Origin of the sequence: Streptomyces sp. NBC_00203 (assembly GCF_045206325.1) — a bacterium.
GTDB lineage: Bacteria > Actinomycetota > Actinomycetes > Streptomycetales > Streptomycetaceae > Streptomyces > Streptomyces lutosisoli.
In genome coordinates, this window is the sequence record NZ_CP108126.1 from 8914447 (window position 1) to 8930198 (window position 15752).

A 15752-nucleotide genomic window follows, 5' to 3' on the forward strand; every position below is an offset into this window, starting at 1 on the left:
GAGGGTAGGTCGGGGGACGAGGGGGCGGCGAATGGATATCGCTGGTCGCGTTCTGGTTCCTGGCGGGAGTCGGCGGGCCGCAGTTGTTCGCGGTGGGCCGGGAATCCCGGCGTTCAGCTACGGAGCCGGAGCGCGTCGAGCGCCTCGTCCAGCGTTGTCGCGGCCATGATCAGGGAGAGATGGGTGAACGCCTGCGGGAAATTGCCGAGTTGCTCGCCGCTGGGGCCGATCTCCTCGGCGAACAGGCCGACGTGGTTGGCGTATGTCTGCATCTTCTCGAAGGCGTAGCGGGCCTGCGGAAGGCGTCCCGCGCGGGCGAGGGCGTCGACGTACAGGAACGTGCACAGGCTGAACGTTCCTTCGGAACCGCGCAGTCCGTCGGGGGAGGCCTGGGGGTCGTAGCGGTAGACGAGGCTGTCGGAGACCAGGACGCGGTCCATGGCGTCGAGGGTGCTGAGCCAGGCCGGGCTCCGGGGGGCCAGGAATCCGACGCGGGGGGCGAGCAGCAGGGAGGCGTCCAGGACATCGCCGCCGTAGTACTGGACGAGGGCCTGCTCCTTCTCGTTCCAGCCGCTCTCCATGACCTGTTCGAGGATCGCGTCCCGCGCCTTCGTCCAGAGCACGGTGTCGGCGGGCCTGCTGAACTCGGCCGCCATTTTCAGACCGCGGTCGAAGGCGGCCCAGCACATCACCCGGCTGTAGGTGAAGTCCTTGCGGCCGCCCCGGGTCTCCCAGATGCCCTCGTCGGGCCGGTCCCAGGAGTCGGCGAGCCAGTTCAGAGTCGAGGCCAGGCTCTTCCACGCGTGATAGCCCGCCTGTTCACCGACCGTGCGGCCCTCGGCCAGGGCGTAGAGGGCCTCGCCATAGATGTCGAGTTGCAGCTGGTCGGATGCGGCGTTGCCGGCCCGGACCGGGTACGAGCCGCGGTAGCCCTCGAAGTGCTCCAGGATCTCCTCCGTCAGATGAGGGTCACCGTCGACCCGGTACATGATCTGGAGGGGTTCGTCGTCCGGTCCCTCGCGGGCACCGAGGCGGTCGCGGAGCCAGTGGGTGAAGCGGGTCGCCTCCTCCACGAAACCGAGGTCGAGCAGGGCCCGTACCGACAGCGAGCCGTCCCGCACCCAGGTGTACCGGTAGTCCCAGTTGCGTTCACCGCCGACCTGCTCGGGCAGCCCCATGGTGGCGGCGGCGACCGGTGCGCCCGAGGGGGCGTAGGTGAGGAGCTTGAGGGTGATCGCGGAGCGGTGCACCATTTCTGTCCAGCGGCCCTGGTAGCGCGAGGTGCGCACCCACTTCTGCCAGAAGTCGACGTTCTCCCAGAGCTCTTCCGTGATCCGCTCGGTGGTGGGTGGCGGCGGCATCTCTCCACCCGGCGCGCACACGGTGAACACCACGCCCGCCGTCTCTCCGGCGTTGAGGGTGATGCTGCCCCGGACGTCCTGCCCGTCCTGTTCGAGCGGGATGCTGCCCTGAAGGTAGGCGGTCGTCCCCGGAGCCTGGAACGTCGCGGTGTTCGTGTCGGGCGCGAGGTCGAGTGTGTGGGTGGCCCGCGCGTAGTCGAACCGCGGCCGGCATTCGAGGCCGAAGCGCACGGTGCCGCGCACCGAGCGGACGACCCGTACCAGGCTGTGCCGGTCGGTTGCCGTCAGGCCCGTTTGGACCGGCATGTGGTCGATGACCTCGCCGACCCCGTCGGGTGACATGAAGCGGGTCACCACGAGAGCGGTGTCCGGGTAGTAGAGCTGCTTCCAGGTTCCCTCGGGGTGCTCGGGCGCGAGGAGGAAATACCCGCCCCCATCGTGGTCGAGCAGGGCGGCGAAAACACTCGGCGAGTCGAAGCGCGGTGCCGCGAACCAGTCGATCACACCCTGGGACGACACCAGCGCCGCGGTCTGCAGGTCCCCGACGAGCCCGTGGTCGGCGATGGGCGGATAGCGATCCATGCTGATCTCCTTGTCAGGCTGCCTCTGCTTTGACCCGCCCCGAACGGACCGCGTCGACGAGTGCCTGGTGGTCCTTCTCGTTCTGGTCGGCATAGCGCTCGGCGAACGTCACCAGCGCCCGGTCGAAGACGTCGCCCCCGCCCAGATACGAGGCGATCGCGATCCGGTCGCCCGACCTCGCGTGCGCGCGGGCCAGCGTGGCACCGCACAGCGAACCGAAGGCCCGCAATCCCCTCGGCACCATCGTCTCGGGCTCGGCGATGCCCTTCCAGTCCCGCAACTGCCGTACGTAGAAGTCCCGTCGGCCGCCGTCGATGCCGTCGGCCCGTTCCCAGCCCAGGAAGATGTCGCTGGTGGCCTGCATGAGCCGCTGGCCGGCGACCACGCGCTCGCCCTGCGTCCGGTAGCCGCTGGCCCCGGCGAACGGCGCCAGCACCGACTCGTCGGCCTCCTTGGCCTGGAGAAGCAGCGGATCCGTGTTGTCCCGGCCGAGCAGGAGGATGATCCAGCAGCGGGTGCCGACGCTCCCCACCCCGACCACCTTGCGGGCCACGTCGACCAGCCGGTACTGCTCCAGCAGGAACCGCCGGTCCGACGGGAGGCTCTGACCGTAACGTTCGATCAACCGGCGGATCTGCTTCTCCAGCTCGGCGCGTTCGACGTCCGGAAGCAGGTCCTGGAGCGGCGTGATCAGCGGCGGATCCGGGGCGATGCGGACCTTCCCGTCGACGAGGTGGGTGAGCTTGCCGAAGGCCTGGAGACTGTCCCGGGTGCGTGCCTTCGCCACCGACTGGGTCCAGCGCTGGCGGGCCCGCGTGCTCACGTCTTGGACGAAGTGCTCCCACACCCAATCCTCGTCGAACTGGGAGTACCACACGGGGAGATTGCCCATGGTGGCGAAGCGCCGCATCCACTTGCGGTACGACCGCACGGCCGACATCACGATGTCGGCCCGCTCCCTGGTGCTGAAGCCGTTCGCCCGGCCCGCGATGACGAGACTGGCGGACAGCCGCTTGACATCCCACTCCCACGGGCCGGGCAGTGTCTCGTCGAAGTCGTTGATGTCGAACATCATGCGGCGCTCGGGCGAGCCCAGCAGCCGGAAGTTCAGCAGGTGCGCGTCGCCGCACAACTGCGCTCTGATCCCGCTCCGTGGGGTGTCGGCGAGGTCGCCGGCCATGATGGCGGCGGCCCCCCGGTAGAAGCGGAAGGGTGACTCGGTCATCCTGCCGTAGCGGATCGGTACGAGCTCCGGCACCCGCGTCGCCGACTGCGCCTCGATGATGTCCACCGGGTCGGGCCGCTTGTCCGTGGGCGCGAACTCGGAGTGACTGGAGCGGGGTACGGCAGAGCGGGCGTCCTTGCCGAGTGCGGCGCGCTCCTGCGGTGTTCGGTGCCGGGTGTCGCCGTCGGCCGGGTGGTTGGCGGTCATTGCAGTCGCTCCGCGATGTGGTCACCGACGCGCAGGGCGTTGGCGATGGCGGTCAGCGAAGGGTTGACCGCTCCGATGCTCGGGAAGAAGCTCGTGTCGACGACGTACAGGTTGTCGAGGTCGTGGGCCTTGCAGTTGACGTCGAGGGCGGAGCCGGCGGGGTCATTCCCGAAGCGGACCGTGCCCGCCTGATGCGCGGTGGCACCGATGGGCATGCCCTTGTGCAGGTAGATGCTGTGCGACAGAAGATGGTGTTCGTGCATGCCCAAGTGGCTGAGCATGCCCTGCAGTTTGTGCCGCAGGCGTTGCAGCCCGGCGATGTTGTTCTTCTCGTCGAGGGCCAGGTGGATGCCGCCGTCCCCGTCCAGGGTGACGCGGTTGTCGGCGACGGGCAGATCCTCTCCGCACAGCCAGAAGTCGACCGCGTGGTGGGCGAGTACCTCGAACGGCATGTCGGGAGTGACGGCCCCGGCCCAGCGGGGCGCTTCGCCGTGGATCTGCGCGGAGTCGGACTTGCCGAGCATCTGGATGCCGCCGAGGGGATAGTCCCAGTCGTCGGATCCCAGGTACCAGTCGTGCAGCGCCAGGGTCTTCTGGAACCTGGTGTCGTTCGGCTCCTTGGAGACGGCCATCAGGGCCAGGTTGTTGTGCCGCATGTAGTGCCGGCCCACCACGTCCGAGCTGTTGGCCAGGCCCTGCGGATGGCGGTCACTGGCCGAACGCAACAGCAGAACGGCGGAGTTGACGGCTCCGCAGGCGACGACCACGATGTCGGCGCTGAATTCCACGGTCGAGGCGTCCCCGTCGCCCACCGTCGCGACGACAGAGGTGACACTGCGCCCGGTCGCATCCGTTTCCAGGCGCCGCACGTCCGCGTGGGTGACCATCTCGACGTTGGCGTGTTCGAGGGCGGGGTCGACGCAGATGACCTGCGCGTCGGACTTCGCGCCGACCAGACAGGGGAAGCCGTCGACGCGGTCGCAGCGGATACAGGCGCTGGTGTGTACGGCCCGGCCCCGGTCGTCCTGGGTGAGGTTCACCCCGATCGGCAGGTGGAAGGGGTGTAGCCCCTGCTTCTCCAGATCGTGGCTGAGTTGCTGGATGCGCGGCTCGTGCTGGACCGGCGGGTAGGCGTACTGGCCGCTGGTGGGACCCTCGGTCGGGTCCTCGCCGTGCCGGCCGTGGACGAGATAGAGGTGTTCGGCCTGTGTGTAGTACGGCTCCAGGTCCTCGTAGCGAAGCGGCCAGGCGGGGGAGACGCCGTCGTGGTGGCGGAGTTCGCCGAAGTCCTCGGGGCGCATACGGAAGAGGGCGGCGCCGTAGAACTTGGTGTTGCCGCCCACGTAGTAATTGACCTCGGGCGGGAACTGGTTTCCGTGTTTGTCGAACCAGAACTCCGGGGCGCGGTATTTCCCTTTGACGAAGACCGCGGTGGAATCCCAGTTGTCGCGTTCGCGGGGCAGATAACCACCGCGTTCGAGAAGGAGAATCCGTTTGCCGGTGGGCGCCAGTCGGTGGGCGATCGTGCCACCGCCCGCACCGGTGCCGATAACGATGACGTCATAGTGCTGCGCGTCGGCCATGCCGGCCACCGTCCTTGGAACATGGTTCGGTATTGCCGGGTGAAGAGGGCGTCAACCCCACCAACCAACGTAGCTCCGGGCCATGTTTCCGGCGAGTTGGGCTAGTCGGGTGAGCCGAGGCGCCGGGCCACGGCGGGTTCCCGTGCGATGACGGCGCCAGTGGTGATGCCGACGGCGACGACGACGCAGAGTCCGATCAGCCACGACAGCACGGTGAAGACCGCGCCCAGCGATCCGTACCGGTCCAGGCTGTGGTTGAGCGCGGTGGGCACGTACAGCTTGGCCACCACCGCCAGCACGGTCATGGCAATCCCGGTGATGAGCGCGCCGGGCAGCAGCGGCAGCCAGGGGACGCGGGCGGCCAGCAGCAGGTGCTGGGTCCACCACCAGACGCCCACCTGGGTGACCAGCACCAGCGGCAGGCCGAGCCACAGCCCCGCGCCGAATCCGTTCCGCAGCGGTCCCTGCAGGGCGATCACGGCCAGGAAGGCCACGAGCCACACGAGCCATCTCCATGCGACGATCCGCGCGCTCGTTTTCGGCAGCCGCCAAGCGCGCTGGCAGAGCCGCTGCATCGCACGGCTGCACGCGGTGGCGGAGAGCAGCACCATCAGTGCGCTGACCAGCCCGGTGCTCTGCCGCAGGCTTCCGGAATCGGCGTTGTAGACCATCTTCAGCTGCTGGTCGGCGGCGCCGTTGATACCGAGGACGTCGTGCACGGAGTCGACGATCTGGTTGCGCAGGCCCTCCGGTGCGAAGGAGGCGACCACGAACAGCAGGGGAACGGCGGTCAGGAAGGCCTGGGCCGCCAGCCGCGTCGCGGAGTCCAGCAGGTTCACCGCGATCAGGTGGGAGGTGAGGCGGGTGATCACCGGGAACCGCTCCTCGGCGCTGTTCCGCAGCCGCAGCAGCCGGGCCCCCGTACTCGCCGCCCGCGCGCGCCAGCGGCCCGCCCTGCCACTCGTGGGCGAGCCGGATCCTCTGCCTGCGTGCATCCTGCTCCCCGGGTCGGGCCTGGGTTCCACGCCCCCGAGGCGTGCCCGCGCCACCAGGGTGCCGCCCGGGGCGGCCGCCGGGCCTGCGGCGCGAGCGCCGTTGCGCCGTACGGGGGAAGAGGCCGCCGGTGGCGTTCCGGGCGGAACCGCGGATTTGTGGGTGCGGACGGGGGCGGTGACGATGGGATCATGCGCGCTTCCGGCGCCGCCGTGGGGCTCGCGAGGCCGCATGGAGGCAGGGATGGTCCTTGACCTGGTTCTCATCGGCCTGGCGATCGCCTTGAACCCGTTTCCGGTCACCGGATTCGTCCTGGTGCTGTCCACACACAACGGGATCTGGAAGGGGCTGGCCTTCATCCTCGCGTGGCTGGCCTGCTTCGTCGGGATCCTCGCCGTGGTGCTGCTCATGACCGGCGGGGAGCCGCCACCGCCGAAGTCTCCGCCCTCCACAGCCGCGCTGGCCGCCAAACTGGCCATCGGCGTCGGACTCGTCTGGTACGCGGAGCACGCCCGCCACACAGCGGGCAAGCGGCAGAAATCCTCCGGGCTGCTGTCGAGGATTGACACGATCTCCCCGTGGACGGCGGCCGGGCTGGCGTTCCTCCTTCAGCCGTGGGGCTGCGTGGCCGCCGGTGCCGCCACGGTGGTGGAGGCCGACCTCTCCCGTCCCGCCTCGTACGCCGTCTTGCTGGGTTACTGCCTGCTGGCCAGCTCCAGCCTGTTGACGATGGAGATCTACGCGACCTTCGCCCCCGACGCTGCCCGCGAACGGCTCGGGAGGCTGCGCACGTGGCTGGAAGGCCATCAGGACCAGGCGATCGTGAGTCTGTCGCTGGTGCTGGGGATCTGGCTGGTGAGCAGGAGCATCTACGAGCTGACCGCCTGAGCCGGGTCGGCCGTCACAGGATCGCGAGGGGATTGACCGGGGAGCCGGTGGCCGCGGACAGCCGGAGAGGGGCGATCACGCAGAGGAACGACCAGCGGCCCTCCCGGACGCAGATCGGCGCGAGGTCCTCGAACCGCAGATAGTCGAGCAGATGCAGTCCCATCGCGTGGATGGCGAGCACATGCACCGGGAACGCGACCCCCTCCGCGGCGCTGGGGGCCGTGTCGTTGTTGCCGTCACTGCCGAGGACGGCCACCTCCCGCTCGGCCAGGAACTCCATGGCGGTCGGATGGAGTCCGGCACGGGCGCCGGCCGTGTCCCAGGGGCCGAGCTCCTCACGGCGCCGGCGGTGCCCGACCCGTACGAGCAGGATGTCGCCCCGGCCCACCCGGAGCCCCTGCCGTGCCTCGGCGCCGACGAGGTCCTCGGCGGTCACGTGAGATCCGGGTTCGAGCCAGGACACGCCGTGCACCCGGGGGATGTCCAGGAGCACCCCGCGACTGACGATGCCGTCGCGGGCCAGGTCGACGGACAGGTCGCTCGCTCCGTCCGGCGACAGGACGTCCGCCGCCGGTATGCCGCCGTGCAGCGTGCCGTCGTAGATGACGTGGCACAGTGCGTCGAGGTGGCTGTCCACATCGCCGTGAACGTTCATGGCGAAGCGGTCCCGCGCGAACTCCAGGCCGATCGAGTCCGGTTCACCGCCGGCCGGAGCGGTGAGCCGGTGCTCGGCCGGATCGGCGTCGTCGGGTCCGGGACGGGTGTTCACGGGGGCGGCGAGCGACACCGTACGTCCCGACCGCACCTCGCGGACGGCCGCCAGCACCTGTTCTTCGGTGATCGTGTCCAGAGCGCCCCGGTGCGTGGCACCGCCGGGGGCCGTGTCGCGCAGGCGTCGGTAGAGCGACCGGAAGTCGGATTTGCTCAGCTCGTCGGACGTCCCCATGCCTCCACCCTCCGCCAGTCGGCGGATTCCGGCACGCCGAGTTGCCGGGTCCGGCAGTCGCCGCGTTAATGGATGAGCGACCGGTCCGGACCACATGCCGGCGCGCACCGCACCGATACGCGGAGGTCCGGATGGACATGATCCACGTCCGGGCGGTGTGCCCGCCGGACCTCACGGAACGCACCATGGCCCTGCTGAGCGCCGAGCCGTGCGTCCTGAACCTGCTGCTGCACGGGGGCAGCGTACGCAACCCCGACGGCGACGCCGTCGAGTGCGACGTCCTCACCGGAGCCGCGAACGAAGTGCTGCGCGGACTGCGGGACCTCGGACTGGAACGCCGTGGCTCCATCATCCTCGCGCCGGTCGACGTCGCGTTCTCGCAGCGCGCGGCCAAGGCCGGTGCCGAGGAGCTCGGGGCCCAGACGCGCGCTCCGGTGTGGGAGCAGGTGGAGGCCCGGATCCGGGCCGAGGGCAGTTACCCGCCGAGCTTCTATCTCTTCCTCGTCATCGCCGGAATCATCGGCGCGGTGGGCATCATCACCAACTCCCAGATCCTCATCGTCGCGGCCATGGTGGTCGGACCCGAGTACGGGGCCATCACCAGCGTCGCCCTCGGGATCGACCGCCGCTCCCGGCCGAGGATCCGGCAGGGCCTCATGGCCCTGCTCGTGGGCTTCCTCCTGGCCATTGCCGCGACCTACCTCTTCTCCCTCCTCGTCCGGGGCTTCGGGCTCCAACCGAGGGCCTTCGAGCTGGGACTGCGGCCCGTCTCGAATCTGATCAACACCCCCAACTTCTTCTCGGCCGTGGTGGCGGTGCTGGCCGGGATCGTCGGCATCGTCTCGCTGACCGAGGCCCGCACGAGCGCACTGCTCGGCGTCTTCATCTCGGTGACCACCATTCCGGCGGGAGCCGACATCGGGGTCTCGTGCGCGTACGCCAGCTGGGACGAGGCCTGGGGTTCCCTGCTCCAGCTGCTGCTCAACATCGTCGTACTGATCGTGGTCGGGACCGGCACGCTCAAGTGCCAGCGGGCGCTCTGGCGGCGGGTGAGCGAGCGCCGGCACGAGCACGCGGTCAGACGGCCGGCGTAGGAGTGGGCGGCGTAGGAGTGGACGGCGTGGCAGGGGCGCCGGTGTCCAGGAACTCGCGGATCGCGAAGGCGATCAGCACGATCACTCCCGTCCACACCACGACCCCGATCGTCGGGTAGTTCCAGGCGAACAGGACGATCGCGGCGACCGCGAGGATCACGCCGCCGATCCACCGCTTGAAGCGGTGCACGAACCGGCCGACCGCACCCAGCGGGAGCCCCGCCGACACGGCGACGTCGCGCAGGGCGCCGATGCCCTTCTGGCAGCCCGTACGGGTGAGGACGGCGACCCGGGACGGGCCGATGAGGAAGGCGCCGAGGGCCGTCGCGAGAGCGAGCGCACCGACCGCCCGGATGCCGGAGCGCAGGAACTTGACCAGCGCGTCGAACACCGCGCTGGCGGCGGCCTCGGACGCCCCGACGGGCAGATGGTCGAGATAGACCGACCGCATGAGGGCGAGTGCGACGCCGAGCACCAGCATGGCGACGAACACCCCGAGCGCGACCCCGATCAGCGCCCGGCGGCGGTGGACGGCCAGGTACACGCCCAAGGCGGCGATCAGTACGGCGATGATGGGGAGCCAGGTGCCGATGATCTCCAGCAGCCTCAGATACGTCTTGATCTTGCCGACGTCCTTGGACGCGAACACCACGAAGTCCGTGTGGACGGCCGGGATCCGAGCGGCCGGCTTGAAACCGGCACTGACCAGTTGGTCCTTGACCTGGGCCACGATCGGTCCCACGTCGATGGCGACCTGACCGTTCTTGACGGACACCGCACCGCCGGACTCGCCCGTGAGGGCCTTGTCCAGGGCGCTGTGGACCCGGCGGTTCGCGTTCACCCAGACGGTGTCGAAGGCGTTGCTGGAGACCACCCGTTCCACGGTGCCGCTGACCAGACTCTTCAGGCCGCTCGTGATCGGGCCCTTCAGGTCGCCGAGCAGTTGGGACGCCCTCGGTGGGGCACCCTTCTCGGCCGCCGCCTGCTCCAACTGCTTGACCAGCGCTTCCACGTCGATCTGCGCCAGGACCTCGGTGGTGACCCGGTTGGTGACCGCCTTCTGCACATCCGGATTGCTCGCCAGCGGCCCCACGGTGGCGACGTAGCGGTCCGTGTCCCGCACGATGCTGTTCGCCCAGACCGCGACGACGGCCAGCAGTGACAGCAGTGAGGCGAGGAGAATCAGCAGGACCGAACCCGTCGACCGGAGCCAGTGGTGCCGCGCGGCCCCCGGCGGCCCGGCGCTCTCCAGGGCGCTGACCCGGTGCCGCAGTTCGTCCAGCTCGTTGCGCTCCCGCGCCGAAAGCTGTTGGTCGCCGGACGGCTCTACGGGGTGTTTGTCCGGGTCGGGTGGGGGCGGGCTGCTCGTCATGGTTACAGGAGATCCGTACGGATCTGATCCCGCGACCTGAAACCCGCCCTGTGGGTGAATGACGCATCGAAGTGCGGCGGCTTCCGTCCGATGATGCAATGGCATTCGGGGACGAGAGATCCATGGCAAGTGGGGACAGGGGGAATTCCGTTACCAGCCAGGGGTGAAGCCGTGAGCGAAGAATTCGTTGAAATGGGACCGATCGATTACGTGGTCGTCGAGTTTCCCGGCAACCGGATGACCGGTGAGGGCTTTCCTCTGCTGGTCGATCTGGTGGACCGCGGCCTCATCCGCATCCTCGATCTGATGTTTGTCAGGAAGGATGAGGACGGATCCGTGGTCGGCCTGGAAATCGCCGATCTCACCGGCGACGGAGCTCTGGACCTGGCCGTCTTCGAGGGCGCATCCTCCGGCCTGCTCGGCCAGGACGACATCGAGGAGGCGGCCACCGCCCTGGAGCCCGGCAACTCCGCCGGAATCCTGATCTACGAGAACCTGTGGGCCGCGCCCTTCGCCACCGCCCTGCGACGCGGCGGTGCGCAACTGGTCGCCTCCGGGCGGATCCCGGTGCCGGCCGTGCTGGCCGCGCTGGACGCCACGGACTAGGCCCTGCTCGAAGCGACGGTGCCGCGATGCGCGCTTTGGCGTCATCCGCCTCGGCGTCATCCGGAGAACGACAGGTCGGCGCGGGCGGCTGCCGTCCCGCAGCGCGGAAGGCAACGCGGTGACGGAAGACCAAGTGCTCGTCGGCCTCGGCCTGATCGTCGTACTCGCCGCCGCTTCCCAGCTGGTCGCCCACCTTCTGCACATCCCCGCGCTGATCGTTCTGCTGCCCGTCGGATTCACCGCCGGCGCGCTGACGGACGACGTCAACCCCGAGCGGCTCCTGGGCAGCAGCTTCTCGCCACTGGTCTCGCTGGCCGTCGCGGTGATCCTCTACGATGCCGGGCTCGGCCTGGACCTGAAGAGGTTCAGGGCCCACACACGCCGGGTCGTGGTGCGGCTGATCTGGTGGGGCACCCTGGTCACCTGCGTTTCGGCGGCGCTCCTGGCCATGCCGCTGCTCGGGATGTCACAGGGCGCGGCCGTGATGCTCGGAGCGATCCTGATCGTGTCCGGGCCGACCGTTGTCGGCCCGCTGCTCAACTTCGTCCGTCCCACGGAACGGTTGCAGCGGATCCTCATCTGGGAGGGGTCGCTGATCGATCCGGTGGGCGGCATCCTCGGCGCGCTGGTCTTTCACGGTGTCACGTCCGGAGGGCGCAGCGGCTTCGCAAGCGAGATCGGCCACTTCGCCGTCAGTATCGCGGTGGGAGTGGTGGGGGGTGTCGCCGGAGCGGCCGTACTGACGGTGGCGCTGCGCAGGCTCCGGCTCGGCGAGGTGCTCGGCACCACGGTGCAGCTCGCCGCGGTGGTCGGGGTGGCGGCCGCCTGCGACGTGGTCCGGGACGACACGGGACTCATCGCCGCCGTTCTGATGGGGCTGGCGGTGGCGAACCTGCCCGGCTTGGACGTCTCTGCCCGAAGGCCGTTCTTCGAGACCCTCGTGAATCTGGTCATCGGACTGTTGTTCATCTCCATCTCGGCCACCGTCAGCCCGCACTCCCTGCGGCATGTCCTGCTGCCGGCGCTGGGTCTCGTGGCGGTCCTCGTACTCGTCGTCCGTCCCCTGGTGGCGCTTGTGTCAGCGCTGAGGACCGATCTGACGGCCGGGGAACGGGGCTTCCTCGGGTGGATGGCGCCCCGCGGAATCGTGGCCGCGGCCACCGCCTCGACGTTCTCGTCCTCACTGGTCGACAAGGGCATCGGTGGCGCCGCCAAGATCCTCCCGGCCACGTTCGTGGTGATCGTGGCCACCGTCACGCTGTACGGGCTGAGCGCGAGGCCCGTGGCCCGACGGCTGGGCGTGGTGCGCTCGGCGCGTTCCAGGCCCCTGCTGGTGGGCGGCGATCCATGGGTGGTCGATCTGGGGCTGGCCCTGCGCTCGGCGGGGCTGGACGTGGTCATGTGGGCAGGGCACGAGGCGGAGCGCGACAGCATCAGGGCCGCCGGGATCGAACTCGCCCCCGGAGAGCTGTTCGCCGCGGCCACGGGCGCGGGCGCGGAGCTCGAAGGCCTTACCGGGGTGCTGCTCCTCACCGGCGAGGACGACTTCAACGCGCTGGCGTCGATGAACCTCGAGGGCAGCGTGGAGGGGACGGTCTACCGTCTCGGGCCGCCCGTGGAGAGTCAGGGCGTCATCGCCCCCTACACAGGTGGCCAGGTGCTCTTCGGCCCGGAACTGACCGGACCCGAACTGACGCGCCGCTACGCCCTGGGCGCCCGTGTCGTGACACATCGCGTCGACGGTCCCGTCCCGGCGGGGCACACCGTGCTGTTCCTGGTGCGCGGGGACGGCCGGCTGCTTCCCGTCACGCGTGGCGGCGGTCCGACGCCGCAGGGCGGAGACGTCGCCGTACTCCTGAGCGCCTGACCGGTCAGCGGGCCCGGCCGAGGCGCTCGACGGCGGCCCATACCCGGGCGAGATTCGCCGGAAAGGCGGCTGTGGCATCCAGGGTCATGCCCGGCTCGTCCGGTTCCAGTGGCTCCAGCGTCTCGAACTGCGAGTCGACCAGCCGGGCGGGCATGAAGTGACCGGTGCGCCGGGACACGCGGTCCCACGCGGTGTCCCGGTCCAGGGCGAGGTACAGGCACCAGAGCCTTGAGCCCGCGGCCGCCCGGAACTCGTCGCGGTACCGGCGCCTGAGGGCCGAACAGGCGACGACCAGCCCCTCGCCGGCCTCGGTGGAGCGCCGGATACGGTCGGCGAGGCCGCGCAGCCAGGGCTCGCGGTCGGCGTCGTCCAGGGCGTGGCCGGCGGCCATCTTGGCGACATTCGCGGCGGGATGGAAGTCGTCGCCCTCCACGAACGGCAGGCCGAGCCGCTCGGAGACCGCCTTGCCGACGGTGGTTTTCCCGGAACCCGCTACGCCCAGGACCACGACGACCGGCGGCCCGTCCCAGGCCCCGGTCATGGGTTCTCGGGCTCCCGTCCGGCCGCCGTCTGCCGCAAGTCCGCCTCGGTGAGGGGCTGGAGGGCGCCGCGGGTGTCCAGCCGGTAGAGCAGGACGAGGGGCGGTCCGACGAGCACCACCGCGATGACCGTGACCAGCATCAGCCAGCGCAGCGTCGTCGACGCTCCGGCCGCCTGGGACACGGTCAGCGAGGTGGGAATGAGGTAGGGCCGCTGAGCCAGCCCCCACGCCAGGACGACGAGGGCCACGCTGCCGACCGCGGTGACTCTCGCCCAGCCTGTCGCGGTGCGGTAGAGCAGTCCGGCGGTGGCCAACGCGCTGACGACGGCGACCAGGACGAAGGCGAGACCGATTCCGCTGGTCAGCCCGTCGTGCACGTAGGGCGCGTCGTTGTGGGTCACGGCGAGGCCGACGACCGCCAGCACGGCGAGGACGCCGAGGCTGCACCAGGCCCGCAGCCGGAAGTAGCCGACGAGGTCGGGGGCATCGAAGCGGCGGGCGTCGGCGGTCAGGAACACCGCCCCGAGGAAGGCGGTCGCGGCGACAGTGAGCAGCCCGGCGATCACGGAGGTCCCGTTGGCCCATGCGTGGGCGGTTGCGTTCGTGCCGGGAGCCACCTGGCCCGTGGCGATCCCCCCGATCGCCGCCCCGAGGAAGAAGGGCGTCAGGAGCGAGGAGACGGCGAAGACGGCGCCGTAGACCCTGCGCCGGGCGAGCCGCCGCGTCGGTTTGCGCAGCGCGAAGCCGGCTCCGCGCAGGACGAGTCCCACGGCCGCGAGCGCCAGGGGGAGCCACATGGCCGAGAAGACCGTCTCGAACAGGACCGGGAAACCGGTCCATGTGATGACCAGAACGAAGATGAGCCAGACGTTGTTGGTCTCCCACACCGGTTCCATGGCGTGGTCGATGAGCCACCGGGGGCGTTTGCCGCGTTCGGCGCCGCCGGCGACGAGGTCCCAGAATCCGGCGCCGTAGTCCGTGCCGCCGGCGCACGCGTAGGCGGCCACGGCGGCCAGCAGCACCCAGGCGACGACATCCTCGATCATTCGTCCCCACCCCTGTCCGTGCCCGCGGTCGTGGACAACGGGCGGGGCCCGTAGGGGGTGTCGCCCTCCAGGTCCTCGGCCAAGGCTCCGGCGAGGACGCCCTCGTCGGCCAGCCGCCACCGTCTGCTCATCTTCAGCAGGATGGCCAGGAAGGAGCCGAGGACGAGGACGTAGACGACCACGACGATGCCGAACATCGTCCACAGAGACGCGGCGCGGGTGCCCGTCACCGCCTCCGAGACCCGCATGTTCTGGTAGACGATCCAGGGCTGCCGGCCCACTTCGGTCGTGATCCAGCCGCACTCGACGGTCAGCAGGCAGGCGGCGCCCGCGACAGCGGCGCTCCGGAAGAACCAGCGCGACCTGGGCAGTTCACGGCGGCGCAGCCAGCACCAGCCGTACCAGAGCGCGAGCAGGATGAGCAGGCTCCCGATGGTCACCATGATGTCGAACGCCCAGTGGGCGATGGTGGCCTGGGTCGCCGTCGGGCGGTCGCTCGCGGGAACCGATGTCAGTCCGGTCACCTTGGTGTCCGGGCTGAACCCGGCGAGGATCGAGTCCAGTTGGGGGATCTTGATCCCGCCGGAGATCGACCCGTCGGGATGCAGCCGCCCGAACATGTACTCCGGCACGTGGGTGTCGGTGTTCCAGACGATTTCGGTGGCCGCGAACTTCACCGGCTGCTTGTGGAAGACGGAGCGGGCGATGGCGTCCCCGAGCATGAACTGCACGGGGGTGAGGATCGCGGCGACGGTGAACGGCACGGTGAAGCCGAGCCGGTGGTAGCGGTCCCGGCGGCCCCGCAGCAGACCGACCGCGTACACCCCGGCGACGACATACCCGGCGGTCAGGACCACGCCGACCACGAAGTGCCAGTACTCGGGGCCGAACATCGGGGTGAAGACCGCCTGCCGCACATTGACGTTCACGGGCTTGCCGGACGCGTCGAGCGTGAAGCCGCGGGGCGTGTTCATCCAGGCGTTCGCGGCCACGATGCCGAACGCCCCCATCAGGGCGGTCAGCGGCAGGGGCAGTGCGAGCCAGAAGTGCGTCCACGGCTTGAGCCGGCGCCAGCCGTAGAGATAGATGGCGATGAGGATCGCTTCGAGGAAGAACGCCCATGCCTCGATCCCGAAGCCGAGGCCGAAGACATCGCCCCACCGGCCCATCATCCCCGGCCACAGCAGACCGAATTCGAAGGAGAGCACGGTGCCCGTCACGATGCCGATGGCGAACTGGACGGCCATGACCGCCGACCAGCGCCGCGCGAGCAGCAGGGCGACGGCATCGCCCTTGCGCAGCCCGCGGTAGTGCATCAGGAGGGTGATGGCGGGCAGGGCCACGCCGAAGGGCACGAGCAGGATGTGGGAGGCCAGGGTGAAGGCCATCAGCTCCCGGGCGGGCAGCAGTTGTGGTGGGCCTTCTGCCAGAAAGTGGTCGA

At 69.8% G+C, this 15752-nt stretch carries 13 protein-coding genes; 4 read left to right on the top strand and 9 right to left on the bottom strand.

All coding sequences use genetic code 11. The features are described from left to right. Positions 1-113: 113 nt before the first annotated feature. The 4 genes from OG975_RS39620 to OG975_RS39635 form a co-directional block, all read right to left on the bottom strand. Positions 114-1943: a glycoside hydrolase family 15 protein gene (locus OG975_RS39620; RefSeq protein WP_406334370.1), complete on the bottom strand. Its 1830-nt coding sequence runs from the start codon at positions 1941-1943 to the stop codon at positions 114-116. 13 nt (positions 1944-1956) lie between these two features. Then, a complete protein-coding gene (locus tag OG975_RS39625; protein WP_406334372.1) occupies positions 1957-3375 on the bottom strand; it encodes a DUF2252 domain-containing protein in 1419 nt (472 codons plus the stop codon). After that, entirely contained in the window at positions 3372-4958 is a 1587-nt protein-coding gene (locus tag OG975_RS39630; RefSeq protein WP_406334374.1) for a GMC oxidoreductase, read from the bottom strand. The genes OG975_RS39625 and OG975_RS39630 overlap by 4 nt, the downstream gene beginning before the upstream one ends. A gap of 101 nt (positions 4959-5059) precedes the next feature. Next, positions 5060-5953 (bottom strand): YhjD/YihY/BrkB family envelope integrity protein, encoded by an 894-nt coding sequence (locus OG975_RS39635; RefSeq protein WP_406334376.1) that lies wholly within the window; start codon positions 5951-5953, stop codon positions 5060-5062. Positions 5954-6194: 241 nt separating this feature from the next. Between OG975_RS39635 and OG975_RS39640 the strand changes: the two genes are divergently transcribed. Next, on the top strand, positions 6195-6839 hold the full coding sequence (locus OG975_RS39640; RefSeq protein ID WP_406334378.1) for a GAP family protein: 645 nt from the start codon (positions 6195-6197) through the stop codon (positions 6837-6839). Positions 6840-6852: 13 nt separating this feature from the next. Here the strand turns inward: OG975_RS39640 and OG975_RS39645 are convergent, their stop codons facing one another. Beyond that, positions 6853-7785 carry a cyclase family protein gene (locus tag OG975_RS39645; RefSeq protein ID WP_406334380.1) on the bottom strand — a complete coding sequence of 311 codons (933 nt, stop codon included), beginning with the start codon at positions 7783-7785 and terminating at the stop codon, positions 6853-6855. A 131-nt stretch (positions 7786-7916) separates the two neighbouring features. Here OG975_RS39645 and OG975_RS39650 point away from each other — a divergent pair, with 131 nt between their 5' ends. Next, positions 7917-8879, top strand: a complete 963-nt coding sequence (locus tag OG975_RS39650) for a DUF389 domain-containing protein (protein WP_406334382.1) — start codon at positions 7917-7919, stop codon at positions 8877-8879. Here OG975_RS39650 and OG975_RS39655 read toward each other — a convergent pair. After that, positions 8863-10251 carry a hypothetical protein gene (locus OG975_RS39655; RefSeq protein ID WP_406334384.1) on the bottom strand — a complete coding sequence of 463 codons (1389 nt, stop codon included), beginning with the start codon at positions 10249-10251 and terminating at the stop codon, positions 8863-8865. The two genes, OG975_RS39650 and OG975_RS39655, sit on opposite strands and share 17 nt — an antisense overlap. Positions 10252-10443: 192 nt before the next feature. Between OG975_RS39655 and OG975_RS39660 the strand changes: the two genes are divergently transcribed. Both OG975_RS39660 and OG975_RS39665 read left to right on the top strand, forming a co-directional pair. Beyond that, positions 10444-10857 (top strand): DUF6325 family protein, encoded by a 414-nt coding sequence (locus OG975_RS39660; RefSeq protein WP_381262324.1) that lies wholly within the window; start codon positions 10444-10446, stop codon positions 10855-10857. A gap of 118 nt (positions 10858-10975) precedes the next feature. Beyond that, positions 10976-12724, top strand: a complete 1749-nt coding sequence (locus OG975_RS39665) for a cation:proton antiporter (RefSeq protein ID WP_406334385.1) — start codon at positions 10976-10978, stop codon at positions 12722-12724. A gap of 4 nt (positions 12725-12728) precedes the next feature. On the opposite strand, the gene OG975_RS39670 is transcribed toward OG975_RS39665, so the two are convergent. The 3 genes from OG975_RS39670 to OG975_RS39680 are packed head-to-tail and all read right to left on the bottom strand — an operon-like array spanning position 12729 to position 15699. Next, positions 12729-13265, bottom strand: a complete 537-nt coding sequence (locus tag OG975_RS39670; protein WP_406334386.1) for a gluconokinase — start codon at positions 13263-13265, stop codon at positions 12729-12731. Further along, on the bottom strand, positions 13262-14311 hold the full coding sequence (locus OG975_RS39675; protein ID WP_406334387.1) for a cytochrome d ubiquinol oxidase subunit II: 1050 nt from the start codon (positions 14309-14311) through the stop codon (positions 13262-13264). Before OG975_RS39675 ends, OG975_RS39670 begins: the two co-directional genes overlap by 4 nt. Next, positions 14308-15699 carry a cytochrome ubiquinol oxidase subunit I gene (locus tag OG975_RS39680; RefSeq protein WP_406336676.1) on the bottom strand — a complete coding sequence of 464 codons (1392 nt, stop codon included), beginning with the start codon at positions 15697-15699 and terminating at the stop codon, positions 14308-14310. The genes OG975_RS39675 and OG975_RS39680 overlap by 4 nt, the downstream gene beginning before the upstream one ends. Between the last annotated feature and the right edge of the window lie 53 nt (positions 15700-15752).